Below are 19,543 nucleotides of genomic sequence, written 5' to 3'. Positions count from 1 at the left end.
GAGCTTGAGGTCGTCGTAGGTCATGTAGATCTTGAACGAGCTGTAGCCCTCGCGGATCAGCGCCGGCAGCTCCTCGCGCAGCACCGTGGGCGTCGGGTCGCTCACGATCAGGTGGAAGGCGTAGTCGACATGCGCCTGGCCTTCGGCGCGGCGGTGGTAGTCGTCCACCGCCGCGCGCAGCGACTGTCCCTTGGCCTGCGCCGCGAACGGAATCACCGTGGTGGTGCCGCCGCAGGCCGCGCTGCGCGTGCCGCTGGCAAAGCCGTCGGCCATGCGCATGGGCGCGGGCATCGGCTGGTCGAGGTGGCAGTGGGCGTCGACGCCGCCGGGCGTGACGGTGCGGCCGGCCGCGTCGATCTCGCGCGCGCCGCCGGCCAGCGCGAGGCCGAGCTGCACGATGCGCCCCTCGCGCACCCCGATGTCGCATTGGAAGGTGTCGCTGGCCGTGACGGCCTGCGCGTTGCGGATCACCAGGTCGAAGGCCGAGTGGGAGCTCATGGAAAGGCGCGCCTCATTTTTGTCAACAAAAGGTATTGAATATTGTCGACATAATCATCAACAATCAAGCGGCCCGGAAGCAGTGATTACGCTGATGCCGGCCATCCGCACACAAAAGGAAACCCATGACGCGCCCCCTTCGCCTTGGCGTGCTCACGCCCTCGTCCAACACCGCGCTGGAGCCGCTGACCAGCACCCTGGCGGCCTGCGTGCCGGGCTGCAGCGCCCATTTCTCTCGCTTCAGGGTGACGGAGATCTCGCTCTCGGCCGCGGGCCTGGGCCAGTTCGACGACAGCAAGATCCTTGCCGCCGCCGAACTGCTGGCCGATGCGCAGGTCGACGTGATCGGCTGGAGCGGCACCTCGTCAGGCTGGCTGGGCTTCGATGCCGACCGGCGCCTGGTCGAGCGCATCCGCGAGCGCACCGGCATTGCCGCCACCACCGCCGTGCTGGCGCTCAACGAACTGCTGGCGCTGCGCGGCGTGAAGCGGCTCGGGCTCGTGACGCCCTACACCGCCGACGTGCAGCAGCGCATCGTGGACAACTACCGCGCGCTCGGCATCGAGGTGGTGGCCGAGCGCCACCTGGGCATCCGCGTGAACCACGACTTCGCGCTCGTGGAGCCCGCGCAGCTGATGGCGTCGATGCGCGAGGTGGCGGCCGCGCGGCCCGAGGCCATCACCACCTTCTGCACCAACCTGCACGCCGCGCCCCTGGCCGAGGCGTTCGAGGCCGAAACCGGCATCGCGCTGCTCGACACCGTGAGCACCACCGTCTGGGGCCAGCTGCGCGCCGCAGGGGCCGACCCGGCGCAGGTGCGCGGCTGGGGCGCGCTGTTCGGCTGGCGGTGACGGGCCCGGCTCAGGCCCGGGCTGCGGGGCCTGCTACAGCCACTTGCCGCTGCCCGTCGGCATCTGGATGGTGGTGGCGGGGTCGCCACTGCTCACCAGCGAGTCGATCGCAATGCTCAGCAGCGAGATGAAGATGCTCGCGAAGAACGCGGTCCAGAAGCCCGAGAGTTTGAATCCGCGCACCAGCGCGGCCACCAGCATGATCATCAGCGCGTTGATCACCAGCAGGAAGAGGCCGAGCGTCAGCAGCGTCAGCGGCAGCGTGAGCACGATCAAAAGCGGCTTGACGACGGCATTGGCCAGGCCCAGCAGCAGGGCCGAGATCACGAGCGCGGAAGTGTTCTCGAACTTGATGCCGCGAAAGATCAGGCTGGCCACCCACAGCGACAGCGCGGTGATGGCCCAGTGCACGAGAAAGGGAGCGAGGTTGTTCAGCATGGTGTGAGGGGCGCAAGGCGGGGCGCAATGGCGCGCGATTGTGCGGACCATCATATCGGCACCGTCTCAGGCGGCGCTGCGCTGCGCCTCGGCCAGCAGCCAGTCGCTGAAGAACTTCAGCAGCGGCCGCTGGTCGGCGCGCTCGGGCGTCACGAGGTAGTAGTTGCGCTCGCCCGACAGCGGCCGCGCGCAGGCCACCACCAGTTCGCCGCGCGCGAGTTCGTCGGCCACCAGCATGGTGGGCATCAGCGCCACGCCCAGGCCGTGCGAGGCGGCCGCGGCCAATATGGAAAAGAGCTCGTAGCGCGGCCCGCCGCGTGCATTGGGTGCATCGATCTGCTGCGCGTCGAACCACTGGCGCCAGCCGTCGGGGCGCGTGCTCTGCTGCAAGAGCGGCATCTGCGCGATGGCCGCGGGCGCCACGGCCTTGCCGCGCGGCAACAGCGAGGGGCTGCACACCGGCACCACGTCCTCGTGCATCAGCAGGAGCGCGCGCGTACCGGCCCAGTTCTCGACCTGCGCGGGCGTGCCGGCATACAGCGCGGCGTCGAACTCCGCATCGGCAAACAGGAAAGGCCGGGTGCGCGTCTCGATGTGCACCACCACGTCGGGCTGCAGCGCCGCGAAGCCCTTGAGCCGCGGCATCAGCCAGCGCGTGGCAAAGGTGGGCACCGCCGCCAATGAGAGCGAGCCGCCTTCGCCCTGGTGCGCCATGGCGTCGAGCGTGTCGCGCTCCATCGCCTCGAGCCGCTTGGTGATCTGCCGCGCATAGGCCGCGCCGCTCGCGGTGAGCGCCACGCCGTGGCGCGTGCGGCGGAACAGCGCCACGCCCAGGAAGGCCTCGAGCGTGCCGATCTGGCGCGACACCGCGCTCTGCGTGAGCGCGAGTTCCTGCGCGGCGCGCGTGTAGCTCTCGTGGCGCGCGGCGGCGTCGAAGCACACGAGGGTCTGCAGGGGAGGAATCTTGCGGCGCATGTATGCCGGTAGTGTATGACTGGGCGGGCGCCGTCACCAATGGAAACGACTTGCCACATGGGTGCCAGATGTGCACGGCGCGCATATCTGGGTGAGGATTCATCGTTTGCGCCCGGGCCCCCGCATGGCTAGGATCGACCCATTCCCCCTCTTTTTCCCTCTTCCGGAGACAAGCACATGGCCGCCAAAGCGCAATTCCACTGGGACGACCCCCTTCTTCTCGACCAGCAGCTGACCGACGAAGAACGCATGATCCGCGACGCGGCCAATGCCTACTGCCAGGAGCGCCTCGCGCCCCGCGTCATCGAGGGCTTCCGCAGCGGCGAGACCGACCCCGCCATCTTTCGCGAAATGGGCGCGCTCGGCCTGCTGGGGCCCACGATCCCCGAGCAGTACGGCGGCCCCGGCCTCAACTACGTGGCCTATGGCCTGATCGCCCGCGAAGTCGAGCGCGTCGACTCGGGCTACCGCTCGATGGCCAGCGTGCAGAGCTCGCTCGTGATGGTGCCGATCAACGAATTCGGCACCGAGGCGCAAAAGCAGAAATACCTGCCCAAGCTCGCCACCGGCGAGTGGATCGGCTGCTTCGGCCTGACCGAACCCGACCACGGCTCCGACCCCGGCAGCATGGTCACGCGCGCCAAGAAGGTGCCGGGCGGCTACTCGCTCAGCGGCGCCAAGATGTGGATCAGCAACTCGCCCATCGCCGACGTGTTCGTGGTCTGGGCCAAGGAAGTCAGCGAAAGCGGCACCGTGGGCCCGATCCGCGGCTTCGTGCTCGAGAAGGGCATGAAAGGCCTCTCGGCTCCCGCGATCCACGGCAAGGTCGGCCTGCGCGCCAGCATCACCGGCGAGATCGTGATGGACGGCGTGTTCTGCCCCGAGGAAAACGCGTTCCCCGAAGTGCAGGGCCTGAAGGGCCCCTTCACCTGCCTCAACAGCGCGCGCTACGGCATTTCCTGGGGCGCGCTCGGCGCCGCCGAAGACTGCTGGCACCGCGCCCGCCAGTACACGCTGGACCGCAAGCAGTTCGGCCGCCCGCTCGCCGCCAACCAGCTGATCCAGAAGAAGCTGGCCGACATGCAGACCGAGATCACGCTGGGCCTGCAGGGCAGCCTGCGCCTGGGCCGCATGAAGGACGAGGGCACGGCGTCGGTCGAGATCACCTCGATCATGAAGCGCAACAACTGCGGCAAGGCCCTGGACATCGCCCGCCTGGCGCGCGACATGATGGGCGGCAACGGCATCAGCGACGAGTTCGGCGTGGCGCGCCACCTCGTGAACCTCGAGGTGGTCAACACCTACGAAGGCACGCACGACATCCACGCACTCATCCTCGGCCGTGCCATCACGGGCATTGCCGCCTTCGCCAACTGAACGAAGAGCGCATGACGGCCAAGCCCGCAGCCCTGGACGGCATCAAGGTCCTCGATCTGTCCCGCGTGCTCGCGGGCCCGTGGTGCACGCAGATCCTCGCGGACCTGGGCGCCGACGTCATCAAGATCGAGCGCCCCGGCGTCGGCGACGACACGCGCACCTGGGGCCCGCCCTTCATCAAGGACGCCGACGGCAACGATACCGACCAGGCCAGCTACTTCACGGCCTGCAACCGCAACAAGCGCTCGGTCACGGTCGACATGGCCACGCCCGAGGGGCAGGCGCTCCTGAAGCAGATGGCGGCGCAGGCAGACATCGTGGTGGAGAACTTCAAGACCGGGGGCCTGAAGCAATACGGCCTCGACCACGAGAGCCTGCGCGCGGCCAACCCGCGCCTCGTCTATTGCAGCGTGACCGGCTTCGGCCACGACGGCCCGTACGCCGAGCGCGCGGGCTACGACCTGATGATCCAGGCCATGACCGGCATGATGAGCATCACCGGCCGCCCCGACGACGTGCCCGGCGGCGGCCCGCTGCGCGTGGGCGTGGCGCTCACCGACCTGTTCACCGGCGTCTATGCAAGCACCGCCATCCTCGCGGCGCTGCAGGTGCGCGACCGCACGGGCGAGGGCCAGCACATCGACATGGCGCTGCTCGACGTGGGCATGGCCATCCTCGCCAACCAGGCCAGCGCCTTCCTCAATACCGGCAAGCCGCCGCAGCGCCAGGGCAACACGCACCCGAGCCTGGCGCCGTACCAGGACTTTCCGACGCAGGACGGCTCGATGCTGCTGGCCATCGGCAACAACGGCCAGTTCGCGCGCTTCTGCGAAGCGGCCGGCCATGCCGAGTGGGCCGCCGATGCGCGCTTTGCGAGCAACACGCTGCGCGTGAAGCACCGCGGCGTGCTCATTCCGATGATGGAAGAGCTCACGCGCACCCGCAGCACCGCCGACTGGGTCGCGCTGCTCGAAGACAAGGCCGTGCCCTGCGGCCCGATCAACGACATCGCGCAGGCCTTCGACGACGCGCAGGTCAAGTCGCGCGGCCTGGCCGTCACGCTGCCGCGCGATGCGGGCGACGGCATCGCCAGCATCACCGGCGTGGCAAGCCCGCTGCGCCTCGCGGCCACCCCGCCCGTGCTGCGCCATGCGCCGCCGGCGCTCGGGCAGCACACGCGCGAGGTGCTGGCCGAGTTCGGCATCGACACCGCGCGCTTCGACGCGCTGCGCGCGGCCGGCGTGGTCTGAACCCCATGTAGAAAGGACTCACGCCATGGCCGATCCGACGCACAGCCTGCCGTTCTCGGTCCTGCGCATCGACCATGTCGTGCTGCGCGTGAAGGACATCGAGCAGTCGATCGCCTTCTACCGCGACGTGCTGGGCTGCCAGGTCGAGAAGCGCCGCGACGACCTGGGGCTGGTGCACCTGCGCGCCGGTGCGAGCCTCATCGATCTCGTCTCGCACGACGGCCCGCTCGGCAAGCAGGGCGGCGCCCTGGCCGGCAAGGAAGGCCGCAACGTCGATCACCTCTGCCTGCGCATCGAGCCCTTCGACGAGGCGGCCATCCGCGCGCTGATGGCCCGGCACGGCGTGCCGGTGAGCGGCGACGTGCAGAACAACTTCGGCGCCGAAGGCAACGGCCCCTCGATCTACATCGCCGACCCTGACGGCAACGGCGTCGAGCTGAAAGGGCCGGCACGCCGCTAGGCGGCGCGCCCCAGGATCGCCACGCCGAACACCGCCACGCCGAGCGCGAGGTTCAGGCTCACCAGCTTGCGAACCATGTCGAGCCGCCCGGCCGCCACCGGCCATGCGCTTTCTTCCACCGCGCGCCGCAGCGCCCTGAACACCGAGGCGCGGATGTACACGTAGATGCCGGCCATCACGAGGGCGATGCCCATCATCGCCTCGATGCGCCAGTGCACCGCGCGGAAGCCGCCCGCGAGCAGGATCATCGCCACGCCGGTCGCGAACAGCAGCGTGACGGCCGCGTCCACGCCGACGAAGAAGCGCCGCAGTGCCGCCGCCATGGTGCGCAGGCGCAGCGGCGGCTCCAGCGTGGCGACCGCGGCGGGGCGCACCGCGAAGTGCAGGGTGGCCATGCCGCCGACCCAGAAGGCGGCGGCGAGAAGATGGATGAAGAGCAGGATGACGTAGGACATGGGGCCGATCAGAACACCGAAAGCTGTGCTCGCGCAATGTCCGTCTCGTTGCGTTAAAACCCCATCCTTCGCACGCAAGAAAGAAAGATGAGGCTTCCATGACCCGCACCGTCGCCCAGAAACGCGCCGATTTCCGCGCGCTGCACGAACAGGGCTGCTTCGCCATTCCCAATCCCTGGGACAAGGGCAGCGCGCGCTACCTGCAGGGCCTGGGTTTCAAGGCGCTCGCCACCACGAGCTCGGGCCATGCCTGGTCGCAGGGCCTGGCGGACGGAGGGCAATCGCGCGACACCATGCTGGCCCACCTGCGCGACATCGTCGATGCCACCGACCTGCCCGTGAATGCGGACTTCGAGAACGGCTTTGCGGCCGATGCCCAGGGCGTGGCCGAAAGCGTGCGCCTGGCCGTCGAGACCGGCGTGGCGGGCCTGTCGATCGAGGACTCGACCGGCGATGCGGCGAATCCGCTGTTCGAGATCGGCATTGCGGTCGAACGGCTGCGCGCCGCCCGCCGTGCCATCGACGCGGCCGGCGGCGACACGCTGCTGGTGGGCCGCGCCGAGAACTTCTTCGCCGGTCGCCCCGACCTAGACGACGCCATCGCCCGCCTCAAGGCCTACGCCGAGGCCGGCGCCGACTGCCTCTACGCGCCGGGCATCCGCACGCGCGAGCAGATCGCCGCGGTGGTGGCCGCGGTGGCGCCCAAGCCGGTCAACCTGCTGATCGGCTGGCCCAGCGAGCTCAGCATGCAGGACATTGCCGCGCTCGGCGTGCGGCGCGTCAGCGTGGGCGGTGCGCTCGCTCGCGCGGCCTGGGGCGGCTTCGACCGCGCCGCGCGGGCGCTGGCCGAGCAGGGGCGTTTCGACGGCTTCGAAGGCGCGGCTTCGGGGGCCGACCTCGATGGCTTCTTCGGCCGGTTCTCCGAATAGCGCGCGCGCCGGCGCCATGGATGCGCTGCTCGCGGAAATCCGCGGCTGCACCGCCTGCGCCGCGCAGCTGCCGCTGGGCCCGCGGCCCGTGGTGCAGGCCAGCGCCGGCGCGCGCCTCTTGATCGTCGGCCAGGCGCCGAGCCTGACGGTGCATGCCACCGGCCTGCCATGGGACGACAAGAGTGGCGAGCAGCTGCGCCGCTGGCTCGGCATCGACCGCGAGCTGTTCTACGACGCCGCGCGCATCGCGATCATGCCGATGGGTTATTGCTACCCGGGCCGCGGCAGCAGCGGCGACCTGCCGCCGCGCCGGGAGTGCGCAGAGCTCTGGCATGCGCGCCTGCTCGCGCAGATGAGCCGGGTCGAACTCACGCTCCTGATCGGCCAGTACGCGCAGCGCCACTTTTTGGGCGCGGCACGCAAGGCCGGCGTCACCGAAACCGTCGCGGCCTTTGCGGACTACGCACCGCGCTTCGCTCCGCTGCCGCATCCTTCGCCACGCAACACCGGCTGGTTCAAGCACCACCCGTGGTTCGAAAGCGAGGTGCTGCCGGTGCTGCGCGAACGCGTGCGGCAGGCGCTCGCGCCGCCCTAGGGTGCCGCGGCCACCGAGGTGCCTGCCGCATCGAAGGGCCGCGCGGCATACACCACGCGCCCGCCCACCACCGTCATCAGCGACACCGTCCTGCCGATGCGCTCCAGCGGCACCGAGAAGAAGTCCTGGTCGAGGATCGCGAAGTCCGCGAGCTTGCCCACTTCGAGCGTGCCGCGCCTTGCCTCGTCGAAGCTGAACCACGCGCTGCCCACCGTGTAGAGCCGCAGCGCCTGCTCGCGCGTGGGCGTTTCGTCGGCGCCGCGCATGGCCTTGCCGCTCACCGTCCTGCCGTCGAGCATCCATTGCAGCGCGACAAAGGGGTTGTACGAAGCCACGCGGTGCGCATCGGTGCCGGCGCCCACGTTCACGCCGGTGCGCAGCGCGCTGCCGATGGGCGGCATGCGGCGCGCCGCGTCGCCGCGCGTGGCGAGCGCACGGTCGCCCTGGAAGTACATCGCGTCCTGCATCGTCCAGCCGATGCCCAGCGCCTTCATGCGCGCGAGTGTTTCGGGCGAGGCGTCGTCCAGGTGCGCGATCGACCAGCGCAGGTCCTTGATCGGCACTTCGGCGTTGAGCTTCTCGTAGAGCCCGAGCAGGTGCTCGACCGAGCCGTTCTCCTGCCAGTGGATGGTGACCGCGAGCTTGCGCATCGCCGCCCACTTGATGAGCTCGTGGAACTTCTCTTTCGCGGCCGCGTCGGGAAAATTGTTGTTGTACATCGCGAGCGTCACGCGTTCGCCGAGGCCGTTGAACTTGAGCATGTCGTCGCCGAAGCCCATCGGCAGCATCTGCGTGAGCTCGCGGAACTCCTGCAGCTCGGCGCCGGGCTTCTGCGCGAACACGCTGTAGGCCACGCGCAGCGTCAGCGCCTTCTCGCGCCACAGCTCGAACAGCGCCGCGTACTGCGACGGCGCAATGCTGAAGCCGCCCGGGTCCACCAGGCCGGTGATGCCCAGGCGGTTCAGCTCGCGGAAGAAGGCGCGCGTGCCGGCCAGGTTGTCGTCGTAGGTCGGCTTGGGCAGCTTGTCGAACAGCGCCGAGATGCCGACGATGTCGCCCGTCATCCAGCCCGGCGCACCGTCCGCCGCGGGCTTCATGCCGGCCGGCAGCGTGCCCGCCGGAACGCCCAGCGCTTCGAGCGCCTTGGGCGTCATCGCCACCGCTTCGTAGAACAGCTGCACGTACACCGGATGGTTGGGCGCGGCCTCCTGCAACTCGGCCGCGGTGGGGCGGCGGCGCTCGGCGAACTGCTGCTCGGTCCAGCCCCCGGCCACGATCAGCCAGCCGCCGGGCCGTGCACGCGCGGCCGCGGCGCGGATGCGGTCCATGGCTTCGCCGATGCTGCCGGCGCCGATCCAGTTGACCTCGGTCGAATAGCTCAGCGCCGCGCGCACCGCGTGCATGTGCGAGTCGATGAGGCCCGGGATCACGGTGCGCCCTCCGGCATCCACCGTGCGCGTGATCGGGCCCGAGAACGCGCGCACCTGCGCGGCATTGCCGACCGCCACGATGCGGCCCTCGCGCACAGCCAGTGCCTGCGCGGTGGTGGCGGCCGCGTCGAGCGTGGCGATCTTCGCGTTGGTGACGATCAGGTCGGCCGGCTGGGCCTGCGTGGCAGGCGGCAGCAGCAGCAGTGCAGCCGTCGCGGCCGCCGTGAGCAGTGTGCGCAGCATGCTCAATCCACCTTGATGCTCGCGGCCTTGACCACCTGCTGCGCCTTGGCCGTCTCGTCGGCGATGAACTTGTTGAACTGCGCCGACGGCATCGTGAAGGGCTCGGCGCCGAGCTTGTCGAGCCGTTCCTTGAGTTCGGGCGAAGCCATGATCTTCGCGACCTCGGCCTGCAGCCGGTCCACCACCGGCTGCGGCGTCTTCGCGGGTGCGAAGAGACCGACCCAGAACAGGTACTCGGAACCCGGCACGCCGGCTTCCACCGTGGTGGGCGCCTCGGGCAGCGCCGGCGAGCGCTTCGCGGTGCCCACGGCCAGCGCCTGCAGCTTGCCGCTCTTGATGAGCGGCAGGGCCGACACCATCGGCGCGAAGAACCAGTCGACGCGCCCGGCCATCACCTCGGTCATGGCCTCGGGCGTGCCGCGGAAGGGCACGTGCTGCGCATCGAGCCCGGCCGCGAGGCGGAACACCTCGGCATTCATGTGCGTGGCCGAGCCGTTGCCCGCGGAGCCGTAGTTGAGGCCGCCCGGCCTGGCCTTGGCCTTCGCGACCAGGTCCTGCACGTTCGCGAAGTGCGAAGGCGCGGTGACCAGCACGTTGGGCAGGCTTGCCATCGGCGTGATGCCGGTGAAGTCCTTGATCGTGTCGTACGACAGGCCCTTGTAGATCCACGGATTCACCAGGTGCCCGGCCGAATGCACCAGCAGCGTGTAGCCATCGGCCGGCGCCTTGGCCGTGATGGCCGCACCCAGCGTGCCGCCCGCGCCGGGCTTGTTGTCCACCACCACGCTGGTGCCCAGCGCAGGCCCGAGCTTCTCGGCCACGAGCCGCGCGACGATGTCGGTGCCGCTGCCTGCGGTGAAGGGCACCACGAGCTTGATCGGCTGCGTGCCGGGCCAGGCGTTCTGCGCGTGTGCGACGCCGAGCGTGCCGATGGCCGCGAGCGCTGCGGCTGCGGTGAGCGCCTGCCGGCGGCTCCAGGTGTTGAATGTCTTCTTCATGCGTCTTGTCTCCGTTGATTTGTTTGTGCGAGCGATGAATGACTGAGGGCAAGGCGCGCTAGCCCGGCGGCGGCGCGCTGTTCGGCATCACCAGTGCCACCAGCACCGGCCGGTTGCCGCGGTTTTCCAGTTGGCGCTTTTCGCCGGGCGCGAAGCGGCAGCTGTCGTAGGGGCCGAGCACTTCTTCCTGGTGCGCGCCGTCGAGCTCGCCGACCACATGGAGCTGGCCTTCGAGCACGAGGTAGAGCTTTTCCATCGGCGAGCCGTCGAGCCCGGTATGGCCGCCGGGCAGGATCTGGCTCATGCCCATCCACATCTGCGTCGAAGGCCCGGCCTCCTTGCCCTGCAGGCGCAGGCAGCGCATGTCGAAATGGTTGGGCGCCTCGTAGTGCGGCGCTTCGCTGAAACGGGTCACGTGCATGGCGGTGTTCCTCGGTTGCGGTTCATCTTCAGGGGCGCAGCACGACGCGATCGGTGCTGCCCGAGAGCACCAGCCGGTAGGCGTCCATCGCTTCCTCGAGCCTGAAGTGCCGCGCCACGGGAAAGGGCTTGAGCGTGCCGCGCTCGAAGCCTTCGCGCATCGCGTCGAGTTGGGCGGTGGAGGCCACGCAGTCCATCGCGAGCGAGTCGATGCCCACGAAGGTGTGCATGCCGCGGTAGAACGCGAAGATGTCGAAGGGCACCGCGCGTTCGTGCGTCGCGATGAAGATCTGCGTCGCGCCCTTGGCCATGGCCTTGTTGGCAGCCTCGAAGTAGGCGCTGCCCACGGTGTTGTAGACGATGTTCGCGCCGCGCCCGCTGGTGAGCTCGCGCACCTGCGCGCCCACGTCGGCATGGTGGCGCGCATCGATCACGTCGACCGGCCCGCACGCGAAGCCTTCGAACGGCCCGGCGCGGCGCTGCACCGCGATCACGCGCGCACCGGCCTGCGAGGCCAGCTGCACCGCCGCCTGGCCGACCTTGCCGTTGGCGCCGAGCACCAGCACGGTCTGCCCGGCCTGCGGCATGCCGCTGCGCCTGAAGCCTTCGTAGGCGGTGACGAAGGGCACGCCCACCGCGCCGGCCTCGTCCATCGAGATGCCCTGGGGCTTGGCGCGCAGCGCGGCTTCGGGCAGCACGAGATAGCGCGCATGCGAGCCGTCGCGCGTGATGCCGATGTCGCCGCCCGAGCCGTAGACTTCGCGGCCGATCCATTCGCTGGGACCGCTGACCACGGTGCCCGCGAAGTCGCGGCCCGGCGTGCGGGGCCACACGGCTTGCGGCATGAGGCCCAGCGTGGCTTTCACGTCGCTCGGGTTGACCGCGGCGGCGGCGACTTGCACCACGGCGTGGCCGGGGGGCGCGGTGGGTTCGGGCTGCGGCGCGGCTTCGAGTTGCAGTGCCTCGAGGTTGGCGGCCTTTTCGTTCACGCGCAGTGCGTGGGAGGTGTGGGGCGTGTCGGTGCTCATGTTGCGGAGTGCTTGTGTTGTTTGGGCGTTCTTTTGTTCTTGGCGCTGTTGTTCAGAGCGCGTGCACAGGCCACCGGGTACTCCCCTCCGCGAATGTCCCCCGCCTTCAGCTCCTCCTTTATTTCGCTGCGAGGAGCACTCGATGCCCTGTGCACAGGGCACGCTCGGGGTGCATCGCTGATCAACGACCGCTGCGCATAACGCTCCCGTCGATGGGGTGCCTTGCGCAGCGAAATCAAGGAGGAGGCCGCAGGCCGGGGGACATTCGCGGAGTAAGGTACCCCGTCGGCGGGAGCGCGTCCCGAACAACGCACCTCAGACACAGCAGAGAAGCAAGTTCCCATCTCCTAGCTCCCCGCACCAGGCAAGCCCAGCATGGCGCGCGCCTCGCGTGGATTGGCAACCTCGCCGCCCAGGCTCAGCAGGATCTCGCGCGCCTTCGCCACCAGCTGCGCATTGCTCTTGGCCAGCACGCCCTTCTCGAGGTAGATGTTGTCCTCCATGCCCACGCGCACATGGCCGCCCAGCAGCCACGCCTGCGCGACGATCGGGAACTCCATGCGCCCGATGCCGAAGGCGCTCCAGAACGCGCCGCGCGGCAGCATGTTGCGTGCGTAGAGCAGCGTCTCGGGTGTGGGCGCGAAACCGTACTTCACGCCGAGGACGAATGTCCACATCGCGGGACCGTCGAGCGTGCCGTCGGCGATCAGGTCGAGCGCGAGGTTGATGTCGCCCGAATCGAAGATCTCCAGCTCGGGCTTCACGCCCGCCTCGCGGATCACCCTGGCCATGCGGCGCACATTCTTCGGCGTGTTCATCACCACGTCGGGGCCGGAGTTCATGGTGTTGAGATCGAGCGAGCACACGTCGGGCCTGATCAGCGCGATGTGTTCCACGCGCTTTTCGGGCGGCAGCAGCGTGGTGCCGGGTGCGGCGATCTTCGGATCGTCTTCGCTCGGAATGAAGCGCCCTCCGGGGCCGGTCGTGAGGTTGATGACCAGTTCGCGATTGCTGCGCCGGATGCGGTCGACCACCTCGCGGTAGAGCTCGACCTCCATCGAAGGCTTGCCGGTCTCGGGATGGCGCACGTGGATGTGCACCTGCGCCGCGCCGGCCTCGGCCGCGGCCAGGCATTCGTCGGCGATCTGCACCGGCGTGATCGGCAGGTGCGGCGTCTGCTCGGGCTTCACGAGGTTGCCCGTGACGGCGCAGGTGATGAGCGTCTTGGCGGTGCTCACAGGTGGCGCCCTCCATCGACCACGATGCGCGTGCCGGTGACGAAGCGCATCGTCGTCGCGAGCGCTTCCACTGCGGCGGCCACGTCGTCGGGCTTGCCGATGCGCCCGAGCGGCGTGGTGCTCGCCATCTTGCTGGCGAACTCCGCGCCGCGGCCCGGCACGAAGCCCGATTCGACCGCGCCCGGCGAGATGGACACCACGCGCACCACCGGCGCCAGCGCCTTGGCCAGCGCATCGCCCACCACGTCGAGCCCGGCCTTGGCCGCCACGTACGCGAGGTTGCTGCCCACGCCCGTGAAGCCAGCGATCGACGAGATGTTGGCAACGAGCCCGTCGCCGCTGTCCTTGAGCATCGGCGCGAAGGCGCGGATGGTCGCGAACACGCCGCGGAAGTTGGCGCGCAGCAGTTCGTCGATGAGCTCGTCGGTCAAGGCGTCGAGATCGCCCGCCGGAACGGGCTGCGTGTGGCCCGCGCTGTTGACCAGGATGTCGCAGCGCCCGTGCGTGGCTTTCACCTCGGCGGCCGCGGCCTGCAGGCTCGGCGTGTCGACGATGTCGGCACGGATCGCCGTGTGGCGTTGTCCGCTGGCAGAGGGCAGGGCGGCCGCGCGGGCAGCCGCATCGTCGCCCTTGCGGTGCAGCAGCACGCAGGTGGCGCCGAGCGCTGCAAGGCGCAGGGCCGTGGCGTAGCCGATGGCCCCAAGGCCGCCGGTGATGACGGCGACCTTGCCGTCGAGTCGGGAAACAGGATCGAAGCTCATGGGATGCAAACGTGGGTTCAGGGGATGGGTGGGCGCGGGAACTTCATCTCGCCCGGCTCGAGCTGGAAGTCGTATTGCAGCGTGGCGCTCTGGCCGTCGGGCGCCAGCGCGAAGCAGCCGATCAGCCGCTGCGTCACGCCGAAGGTCGGATCGCTCTCGAGGTTCTCGTCGTCATCGGCGAACACCTGCGTGGTCAGCACCTTGTGGCCCGGCTTGCTCACCATGAAGTGCAGGTGCGCGGGGCGGTTGGGGTGGCGCTGCTGCGCGCGCAGCAGCACGCCGCAGGGCCCGTCGGTCGGCACCGGGTAGCCGGCCGGCCGCACGCTGCGGAAGTGGAAACGCCCCTGCGCGTCGGTGGTGAAGCGGCCGCGCAGGTTCATGTCTTCCTGCGCCGGGTCCTGGTTTTCGTAGAGGCCGATGGGCGAGGCCTGCCATACGTCGACCGTGGCGCCTGCGATCGGTTCGCCCCGCGCATTGCGCACCGTGCCTGCCACCGCGAGCGGAAGGCCCGGCGTGCCCGAGCGCGCGATGCTGTCGCCCAACGCGCAGGCCGGCGAGTTCGCGCGCCAGAACGGGCCGAGCAGCGCGGCCGGCGATTCGCCGTGCGGGTCCTGGTTGTTCTGCAGCGCCACCACGGTGGAGACGCCGAGGATGTCGGCCGCCAGCACCACCTCGTTCTTCTTCTCGCCCGTGGCCTGGCCGATGGCGACGATGAATTCGAGCGCCTGCTCGAACTCCTCTTCGGTCAGCTTCACCTCCTGGACGAAGGCATGCAGATGGCGCGTGAGCGCGTTCATCACGGTTCGAAGGCGCGCATCGGGCGTGCGCTCCATGGCCTGGAGCGCGAAGCCCAGCACCGAGTCGGGGGAAGTGGCGATGTTCATGGGAGTCTCATCGGGGTTTCGTGCAATCGTTTGCACGATCTTAGTCCAAACCGGCAGAAAGTAAAATGACCCTGTTAGCCGACCTGGGAATACCGGAAAGCCATTCCAGAGTCCCACCCGGGCGACAATCGTTTGCACCAATCAGCCCATGAGCACCCCCTCGCCTTCTTCCCCCGTGACCATCCGCGACGTCGCCCGCGCGGCCGGCGTGCATGTGTCGACCGTGTCGCGCGCGCTCAGCCCCGAGAAACGATCGCTGATCAGCGACGAGGTGCTGCGCGTGGTGGAGGAGGCCGCGCAGCGCCTGGGCTACAGGCCCAACCGCGCGGCCTCGGCCCTGCGCACGGGCCGCACCCACACCATCGGCGTGCTGGTGCCCGACATCACCAATGCGGTGTTCCCGCCGATCCTGCAGGGCATCGAGGCCAGTGCGGCGGCGCGCGGGTACTTCGTGTTCGTGACCAACGTGGTCGACCCTGCGCTCGCGCGGCCGGTGCTCGAGCGCATGCTGGCGCAGCGCGTCGACGGCGTGATCCTGGCCACCGCCACGCGCGACGATCCGCTGGTCGACTTCGTCGCCAAGGCCGGCATGACGGCGGTGCTGGTCAACCGCGCCGACGAAACCGGCCGCCTGCCGGCCGTGGTGAGCGACGACCGGCTCGCGATGAAGCTCGCGGTCGACCACCTCGTGGGCCTGGGCCACAAGCGCATCGCGCACCTGGCGGGGCCGCAGAACATTCCGACCGGCGTGGGCCGGCGCCTGGGCCTGGAGCAGGCGCTGCGCGACCACCGCATGAAGCCGCTGCGCGTGGTCGAGTGCGAGAGCTACAGCCGCGAGGCCGGCGCGGCCGCCATGCGGCAGATGCTCGAGGCCGGCCCGGCCCCGCAGGCCGTGGTGTGCTGCAACGACCTCGTGGCGCTGGGCGCCTACGACGCGCTGCGCCAGGCCGGCCTGCGCGTGCCGAAGGACATCTCGGTCACCGGCCACAACGACATGCCGCTGGTCGACATGGTCGACCCCCCGCTCACCACCATCCGCCTGCCGCACCGCGAGCTCGGCTGGCGCGCGGCCGAGATGCTGTTCGAGGAGATCGACGGCCGTGCCATGTCGGCATCGACCGTGGTGCTGCGGCCCGAACTCGTGGTGCGCAAGTCGACCGGCGCGCCGGCCACGCGCTGACTAGCTGGCTCGGCGCACGGTTTTCCTGCGCGCCGCCGGCCGCCGCGGCGGCCTGGCTTCGAGCACCAGCTCGGCCGGCAGTGTGTCGTTCCACGACTCGGTGAAATAGGCGCGGTCGCTCGGCACCAGCTGCGGCAAGGCTTCGCGCAATGACGCCAGCGACTGCTCGGCCGCCTTCAGGTCGCCCGCATGCGCCGCATACCAGGCGTGCTCGAACAGCAGGCTGCAATGCTGCAGGCCGGGGTAGCGGCGCCGGCCGGCCTGGTGGTCGGCCAGCCGCGCCTGCGCCACCTCGACCCAGCGCGCGGGCCAATGCGCGGCATCGAAGGCGTCTGCGAGCGGCCCGGCGAGCTGCGAGATTGCGGCCGGGTCCAGCGGCTCCTGCGCGCGGAACTGCGCGAGCGTGGGCTGCGGTTCGGGCCGGCAATGGCCGCGCGCGATGCGCATCAGGTAGATCGCGTTCCAGGCCGAGCGGCCCTGGCCGTCGGTGTGGCCGCAGAGCCATTCGCTGAAGGCGATCCACTGAACCGCGCGGCGCGTGGTGTCGGCGTGCCCGTCGTGCGCGAGTGCCGGCAGGTCGGACAGGCCCACGCGGTCGAACAGCCACGCGGCCATGCCCATGTTGGCCGCCACGTGCTGCGCCGCGTCGAAGGAGTGCGACTCGAAGGCGGCCGCCAATGCCTCGCCGAAGCGCTGCAGCGACTCTTCGGCGAGCGCCGCGGCGGTTGGCTTGTCCTCGCCGGAAAGCCCGAGCGCGCGCGAGCGGCACACCAGCGCCCACAGGTTGCACCACTCGAAGCGCACATCGGGGTGGTGCCGCAGCACCAGGCTGCGCGCCGCATCGTTCGCCATGCCGCCCAGCAGCGATTGCGCGAGCGGCAGGTCGCGCGCGGTGTAGGCGCACCAGGCCGAGACGATGCATTCCATCGCACCCAGGTAGTCGTTGCCCGCCACATGGTGGGCCAGGCGCTGCTTCTTGAGTGCCTGCAGGCGGCGGCGCGCCTGCTCGTTGTCGCCGAGGCGGCGCCACAGCATCGCTTCGTTGAGCGTGACCAGCGCGCGCTGGAAATCGGTGGCGGCCAGCGTGCCGGCCAGGCGGATCGACTCCAGCGCACTGGCCGACGACCCGGCTGCGCTGCCGCCCGCCACCGGTGCCATCAGCCGGCCTTGCCGCGCCGCCTGCTGCGCGGCCACCAGCTGCTTCCAGAACGCGGCGTCCTGCAGGTGCACCGCATCGGGCGGCGCCGAGCCGGGCGCGCCCGCGCGGGCCTTGCGCGGGCGCAGCCCCAGGAAGGAAGCCACCTCGGCGGGTGTCGCCGCGCGGCCGCCCACCAGCATGCGCACGCGCTTCGCCTCGGCGGGCGGCAGCCAGAACGGCCCCTGGCTGCGCCGCTCGGCGTTCAGGAAGCGCGGCTCGCGCTGCGTGTCCTCGCCCCAGCCGACCTCGATGTGCCAGGCCTTGAAGTCGCGGAACGCACGGCTCACGACCATGCGCAGCGTGCTCGCGTCGGAGACTTCGCCGCGCAGGTCGGCCAGCCGCACGAGGCCGCTTTCGGCATCGTGCGCGTGCTTCATGCGTGCGAGCAGCCAGAGCGACTGGAACGCCGCGCGCTGGCCGTTGACCGATTGCGGCGAGGTGAGTTCGATGGAAAGCGGGGTGGGGGCAGCGGTTTGGGGCACGCCCCGGATTGAACCTCAAATCCGGTGGTCAGCGATGCCGGTCGAGCAATCCGGCCACCTCGCTGCGGCCGATGCCCAGGTCGCGCAGTTCGTGCTCGCTCATGCCGGCCAGGTGCCGAGCGTCCATGTGGGCGCGGCGGCGCTCCACGGCGCGGCGGCGCCAGCTGCGCAGGGCATGCATCAGGCGTTGATGAAAGGGCGAGTGCGTCGGCGCGGTCACGATGGTCTCCTTGTGGGGGAGCGCTCATCTTGCGGCGGCGCATGCTATTGTGGAAGTTGAGATTTCTGACACCTTCAATCAGCATTCCTGATGCGACAGCTCAACCTCGACCAACTCCGCACGCTCATCGCCATCGCCGATCTCGGCACCTTCTCGGCGGCGGCCAAGGCGCTGCATCTCGCGCAGCCCACGGTGAGCCTGCACATCAGCGAACTCGAATCGCGCCTGGATGCGCAGCTGGTGGTGCGCGGCAACCGCCGCGTCACGCCCACGGCGGCCGGCGCGGCGCTGGTCGAGCGCGGGCGCAAGCTGCTGCGCGACACCGACGATGCCGTCGAGGCCGTCAAGCGCCAGGCCGAAGGCCGCACGGGCCGCGTGCGGCTCGGCACTTCCACCGGCGTGGTGGTCGACTTGCTGCCGCAGGTGCTCGAAGCGCTGGGCGCCCGGCATGCCGGCATCGACGTGGAGGTCAGCATCCTCGGTTCGTACGAGGCAATGGCGCGGCTGGCCGCCGGCACGCTCGACATCGGGCTGGTGGCCACGCCGCAGCCGCCGCTGCGCGAGCTGGTCGTCACGCCCTGGCGCGACCAGGCCATGATGGCCTTCGTGCCGCAGCGCTGGAAGGCGCCCAAGCGCGTCACGCCGGCCTGGCTGGCCGCGCAGCCGCTGATCTTCAACGACGCCACCACCCACATGTACCGGCTCTCGATGGAGTGGTTCGCGGCGGCCGGCTTCGCGCCGCGTGCGCGCATCGAGCTCAACTACGACGCCGCGATCCGCAGCCTGGTGGCGGCCGGCTACGGCGCCGCGCTGCTGCCGCTGCAGCAGACCACCGACGCAGCGCTGAACGAGCGCATGCAGATCCTGCCGATCACGCCCAGGCTCACGCGCCGCCTCGGCATTGCGCACCGCCAACGCGCCCTGCTCGACGGCGCCACGCAAAGCGTGCTGCAGGTGCTGACGGCCTTTCGCCAGCTCTGATTCTTCAACTCTGGCCGGGTCTGCGTGCGCCGAGCGAAAGGATCTCGTTGGCGTTGACGATGGCCCCGGCGATCTCTTCCATGGTCGTGCGCTTGCTCATCGCCTGGTCGCGGATCAGGTCGTGTGCCTGCCCTTCGGAAACGCTGTGCGTCTTCATGAGAATGCTCTTGGCTTCGGCGAGCTGCCGCACGCCGAGCAGCTTGGCCTCGACCTTGCGCAGGCGCCGCGCGAGCGAACGGCTTTCCTTGTGCGCCTCGCGCGCCACCACCAATGCAGAGAGCAACCCGAAGGAACGCACCGGCGAGGGCAGCACCGCCTTGGCGCCGATCTCCAGCACGGCCTCGACGATGGTCGGATTCTCGTAGGTGACCACGGCGATGATGGCGGGCGCATCTTCGCTCTGGGTCCACTCGAAGCGCAGGTTGATGAAGTCGGGCTGCACCGCCATGAAGGCCACGTCGATGCCCTCGGGAAGCACCTGCACCGGCGGCCAGAAGGCCTGCACCTGGCAGCCGATGCGCTGCAGCTGCTGCGTGAGCTGCCGGCCGTCGGCGTCGTCCGGGTGGATCACCGCGATCTTCAGCAGGCGCAGCTCTTTCAGCTGCGGCGGCGTCACCCGCAGGGTGTGTCGCTTGGGGGCGGCGCCGTCCAT

At 69.9% G+C, this 19,543-nt stretch carries 22 protein-coding genes; 8 read left to right on the top strand and 14 right to left on the bottom strand.

Features of this window, described 5'->3' with window-relative positions; genetic code table 11:
- A partial coding sequence (locus EJO66_RS28620) for an amidohydrolase family protein (RefSeq protein ID WP_164547928.1) occupies window positions 1–498 on the bottom strand: 498 nt, incomplete at its 3' end.
- A gap of 125 nt (window positions 499–623) precedes the next feature.
- Between EJO66_RS28620 and EJO66_RS28615 the strand changes: the two genes are divergently transcribed.
- Window positions 624–1,349 (top strand): maleate cis-trans isomerase family protein, encoded by a 726-nt coding sequence (locus tag EJO66_RS28615; protein ID WP_124962272.1) that lies wholly within the window; start codon window positions 624–626, stop codon window positions 1,347–1,349.
- Window positions 1,350–1,382: 33 nt separating this feature from the next.
- On the opposite strand, the gene EJO66_RS28610 is transcribed toward EJO66_RS28615, so the two are convergent.
- Window positions 1,383–1,787, bottom strand: a complete 405-nt coding sequence (locus tag EJO66_RS28610) for a phage holin family protein (RefSeq protein ID WP_124962271.1) — start codon at window positions 1,785–1,787, stop codon at window positions 1,383–1,385.
- 66 nt (window positions 1,788–1,853) lie between these two features.
- The gene (locus EJO66_RS28605; RefSeq protein WP_124962270.1) at window positions 1,854–2,762 is read right to left on the bottom strand and encodes a LysR substrate-binding domain-containing protein; all 909 of its coding nucleotides are present in this window, start codon (window positions 2,760–2,762) and stop codon (window positions 1,854–1,856) included.
- A 177-nt stretch (window positions 2,763–2,939) separates the two neighbouring features.
- Here EJO66_RS28605 and EJO66_RS28600 point away from each other — a divergent pair, with 177 nt between their 5' ends.
- Genes EJO66_RS28600 through EJO66_RS28590 form a run of 3 tightly spaced genes read left to right on the top strand, consistent with a single transcriptional unit; the run spans window position 2,940 to window position 5,849 of the window.
- Window positions 2,940–4,139: an acyl-CoA dehydrogenase gene (locus EJO66_RS28600; RefSeq protein ID WP_124962269.1), complete on the top strand. Its 1,200-nt coding sequence runs from the start codon at window positions 2,940–2,942 to the stop codon at window positions 4,137–4,139.
- A gap of 11 nt (window positions 4,140–4,150) precedes the next feature.
- Window positions 4,151–5,389 carry a CaiB/BaiF CoA transferase family protein gene (locus EJO66_RS28595; protein ID WP_124962268.1) on the top strand — a complete coding sequence of 413 codons (1,239 nt, stop codon included), beginning with the start codon at window positions 4,151–4,153 and terminating at the stop codon, window positions 5,387–5,389.
- A 25-nt stretch (window positions 5,390–5,414) separates the two neighbouring features.
- Window positions 5,415–5,849, top strand: a complete 435-nt coding sequence (locus tag EJO66_RS28590) for a VOC family protein (protein ID WP_124962267.1) — start codon at window positions 5,415–5,417, stop codon at window positions 5,847–5,849.
- Here EJO66_RS28590 and EJO66_RS28585 read toward each other — a convergent pair.
- Complete coding sequence (locus tag EJO66_RS28585) at window positions 5,846–6,304, bottom strand: CopD family protein (RefSeq protein ID WP_125966744.1); 459 nt, start codon at window positions 6,302–6,304, stop codon at window positions 5,846–5,848. The two genes, EJO66_RS28590 and EJO66_RS28585, sit on opposite strands and share 4 nt — an antisense overlap.
- A gap of 98 nt (window positions 6,305–6,402) precedes the next feature.
- Between EJO66_RS28585 and EJO66_RS28580 the strand changes: the two genes are divergently transcribed.
- Window positions 6,403–7,233: an isocitrate lyase/PEP mutase family protein gene (locus tag EJO66_RS28580; protein ID WP_124962265.1), complete on the top strand. Its 831-nt coding sequence runs from the start codon at window positions 6,403–6,405 to the stop codon at window positions 7,231–7,233.
- A gap of 16 nt (window positions 7,234–7,249) precedes the next feature.
- The gene (locus tag EJO66_RS28575) at window positions 7,250–7,828 is read left to right on the top strand and encodes a uracil-DNA glycosylase family protein (protein WP_125966743.1); all 579 of its coding nucleotides are present in this window, start codon (window positions 7,250–7,252) and stop codon (window positions 7,826–7,828) included.
- Here EJO66_RS28575 and EJO66_RS28570 read toward each other — a convergent pair.
- The 7 genes from EJO66_RS28570 to EJO66_RS28540 all read right to left on the bottom strand — a co-directional run bounded on the left by EJO66_RS28570 (window position 7,825) and on the right by EJO66_RS28540 (window position 14,830).
- Window positions 7,825–9,501 (bottom strand): amidohydrolase, encoded by a 1,677-nt coding sequence (locus tag EJO66_RS28570; RefSeq protein ID WP_124962263.1) that lies wholly within the window; start codon window positions 9,499–9,501, stop codon window positions 7,825–7,827. The genes EJO66_RS28575 and EJO66_RS28570 overlap by 4 nt on opposite strands.
- A gap of 2 nt (window positions 9,502–9,503) precedes the next feature.
- Window positions 9,504–10,499 (bottom strand): tripartite tricarboxylate transporter substrate binding protein, encoded by a 996-nt coding sequence (locus EJO66_RS28565; RefSeq protein WP_125966742.1) that lies wholly within the window; start codon window positions 10,497–10,499, stop codon window positions 9,504–9,506.
- Window positions 10,500–10,557: 58 nt separating this feature from the next.
- Window positions 10,558–10,920 (bottom strand): cupin domain-containing protein, encoded by a 363-nt coding sequence (locus EJO66_RS28560; RefSeq protein WP_124962261.1) that lies wholly within the window; start codon window positions 10,918–10,920, stop codon window positions 10,558–10,560.
- 28 nt (window positions 10,921–10,948) lie between these two features.
- On the bottom strand, window positions 10,949–11,947 hold the full coding sequence (locus tag EJO66_RS28555; protein ID WP_125966741.1) for a quinone oxidoreductase family protein: 999 nt from the start codon (window positions 11,945–11,947) through the stop codon (window positions 10,949–10,951).
- Between the two features lie 347 nt (window positions 11,948–12,294).
- Window positions 12,295–13,185 (bottom strand): beta-keto acid cleavage family enzyme, encoded by an 891-nt coding sequence (locus EJO66_RS28550; RefSeq protein WP_124962259.1) that lies wholly within the window; start codon window positions 13,183–13,185, stop codon window positions 12,295–12,297.
- Entirely contained in the window at window positions 13,182–13,946 is a 765-nt protein-coding gene (locus EJO66_RS28545) for an SDR family NAD(P)-dependent oxidoreductase (protein ID WP_125966740.1), read from the bottom strand. Before EJO66_RS28545 ends, EJO66_RS28550 begins: the two co-directional genes overlap by 4 nt.
- Window positions 13,947–13,963: 17 nt before the next feature.
- Window positions 13,964–14,830 (bottom strand): dioxygenase family protein, encoded by an 867-nt coding sequence (locus EJO66_RS28540; protein WP_124962257.1) that lies wholly within the window; start codon window positions 14,828–14,830, stop codon window positions 13,964–13,966.
- Window positions 14,831–14,978: 148 nt separating this feature from the next.
- Here EJO66_RS28540 and EJO66_RS28535 point away from each other — a divergent pair, with 148 nt between their 5' ends.
- On the top strand, window positions 14,979–16,010 hold the full coding sequence (locus tag EJO66_RS28535) for a LacI family DNA-binding transcriptional regulator (RefSeq protein ID WP_125966739.1): 1,032 nt from the start codon (window positions 14,979–14,981) through the stop codon (window positions 16,008–16,010).
- On the opposite strand, the gene EJO66_RS28530 is transcribed toward EJO66_RS28535, so the two are convergent.
- A complete protein-coding gene (locus EJO66_RS28530; protein WP_125966738.1) occupies window positions 16,011–17,690 on the bottom strand; it encodes a hypothetical protein in 1,680 nt (559 codons plus the stop codon).
- Between the two features lie 28 nt (window positions 17,691–17,718).
- On the bottom strand, window positions 17,719–17,910 hold the full coding sequence (locus tag EJO66_RS28525; RefSeq protein WP_124961305.1) for a YjiS-like domain-containing protein: 192 nt from the start codon (window positions 17,908–17,910) through the stop codon (window positions 17,719–17,721).
- Window positions 17,911–18,000: 90 nt separating this feature from the next.
- Between EJO66_RS28525 and EJO66_RS28520 the strand changes: the two genes are divergently transcribed.
- Window positions 18,001–18,891, top strand: coding sequence for a LysR family transcriptional regulator (locus EJO66_RS28520; protein ID WP_124961306.1), 891 nt, complete (start codon window positions 18,001–18,003; stop codon window positions 18,889–18,891).
- A 4-nt stretch (window positions 18,892–18,895) separates the two neighbouring features.
- Here the strand turns inward: EJO66_RS28520 and EJO66_RS28515 are convergent, their stop codons facing one another.
- Window positions 18,896–19,543, bottom strand: coding sequence for an ANTAR domain-containing response regulator (locus tag EJO66_RS28515; RefSeq protein WP_124961307.1), 648 nt, complete (start codon window positions 19,541–19,543; stop codon window positions 18,896–18,898).

This window comes from Variovorax beijingensis (assembly GCF_003951285.1).
GTDB lineage: Bacteria > Pseudomonadota > Gammaproteobacteria > Burkholderiales > Burkholderiaceae_C > Variovorax > Variovorax beijingensis.
This window is presented reverse-complemented; position numbering and strand designations above follow the sequence as displayed.

Excerpts from the sequence above, each read along its gene's own strand:
- EJO66_RS28585 (WP_125966744.1), bottom strand. The coding sequence starts at position 6,304 with ATGTCCTACGTCATCCTGCTCTTCATCCATCTTCTCGCCGCCGCCTTC.
- EJO66_RS28595 (WP_124962268.1), top strand. The coding sequence starts at position 4,151 with ATGACGGCCAAGCCCGCAGCCCTGGACGGCATCAAGGTCCTCGATCTG.
- EJO66_RS28560 (WP_124962261.1), bottom strand. The coding sequence starts at position 10,920 with ATGCACGTGACCCGTTTCAGCGAAGCGCCGCACTACGAGGCGCCCAAC.
- EJO66_RS28565 (WP_125966742.1), bottom strand. The coding sequence starts at position 10,499 with ATGAAGAAGACATTCAACACCTGGAGCCGCCGGCAGGCGCTCACCGCA.
- EJO66_RS28580 (WP_124962265.1), top strand. The coding sequence starts at position 6,403 with ATGACCCGCACCGTCGCCCAGAAACGCGCCGATTTCCGCGCGCTGCAC.
- EJO66_RS28515 (WP_124961307.1), bottom strand. The coding sequence starts at position 19,543 with ATGGACGGCGCCGCCCCCAAGCGACACACCCTGCGGGTGACGCCGCCG.
- EJO66_RS28555 (WP_125966741.1), bottom strand. The coding sequence starts at position 11,947 with ATGAGCACCGACACGCCCCACACCTCCCACGCACTGCGCGTGAACGAA.
- EJO66_RS28575 (WP_125966743.1), top strand. The coding sequence starts at position 7,250 with ATGGATGCGCTGCTCGCGGAAATCCGCGGCTGCACCGCCTGCGCCGCG.
- EJO66_RS28600 (WP_124962269.1), top strand. The coding sequence starts at position 2,940 with ATGGCCGCCAAAGCGCAATTCCACTGGGACGACCCCCTTCTTCTCGAC.
- EJO66_RS28610 (WP_124962271.1), bottom strand. The coding sequence starts at position 1,787 with ATGCTGAACAACCTCGCTCCCTTTCTCGTGCACTGGGCCATCACCGCG.
- EJO66_RS28535 (WP_125966739.1), top strand. The coding sequence starts at position 14,979 with ATGAGCACCCCCTCGCCTTCTTCCCCCGTGACCATCCGCGACGTCGCC.
- EJO66_RS28605 (WP_124962270.1), bottom strand. The coding sequence starts at position 2,762 with ATGCGCCGCAAGATTCCTCCCCTGCAGACCCTCGTGTGCTTCGACGCC.
- EJO66_RS28545 (WP_125966740.1), bottom strand. The coding sequence starts at position 13,946 with ATGAGCTTCGATCCTGTTTCCCGACTCGACGGCAAGGTCGCCGTCATC.
- EJO66_RS28540 (WP_124962257.1), bottom strand. The coding sequence starts at position 14,830 with ATGAACATCGCCACTTCCCCCGACTCGGTGCTGGGCTTCGCGCTCCAG.
- EJO66_RS28615 (WP_124962272.1), top strand. The coding sequence starts at position 624 with ATGACGCGCCCCCTTCGCCTTGGCGTGCTCACGCCCTCGTCCAACACC.
- EJO66_RS28520 (WP_124961306.1), top strand. The coding sequence starts at position 18,001 with ATGCGACAGCTCAACCTCGACCAACTCCGCACGCTCATCGCCATCGCC.
- EJO66_RS28570 (WP_124962263.1), bottom strand. The coding sequence starts at position 9,501 with ATGCTGCGCACACTGCTCACGGCGGCCGCGACGGCTGCACTGCTGCTG.
- EJO66_RS28590 (WP_124962267.1), top strand. The coding sequence starts at position 5,415 with ATGGCCGATCCGACGCACAGCCTGCCGTTCTCGGTCCTGCGCATCGAC.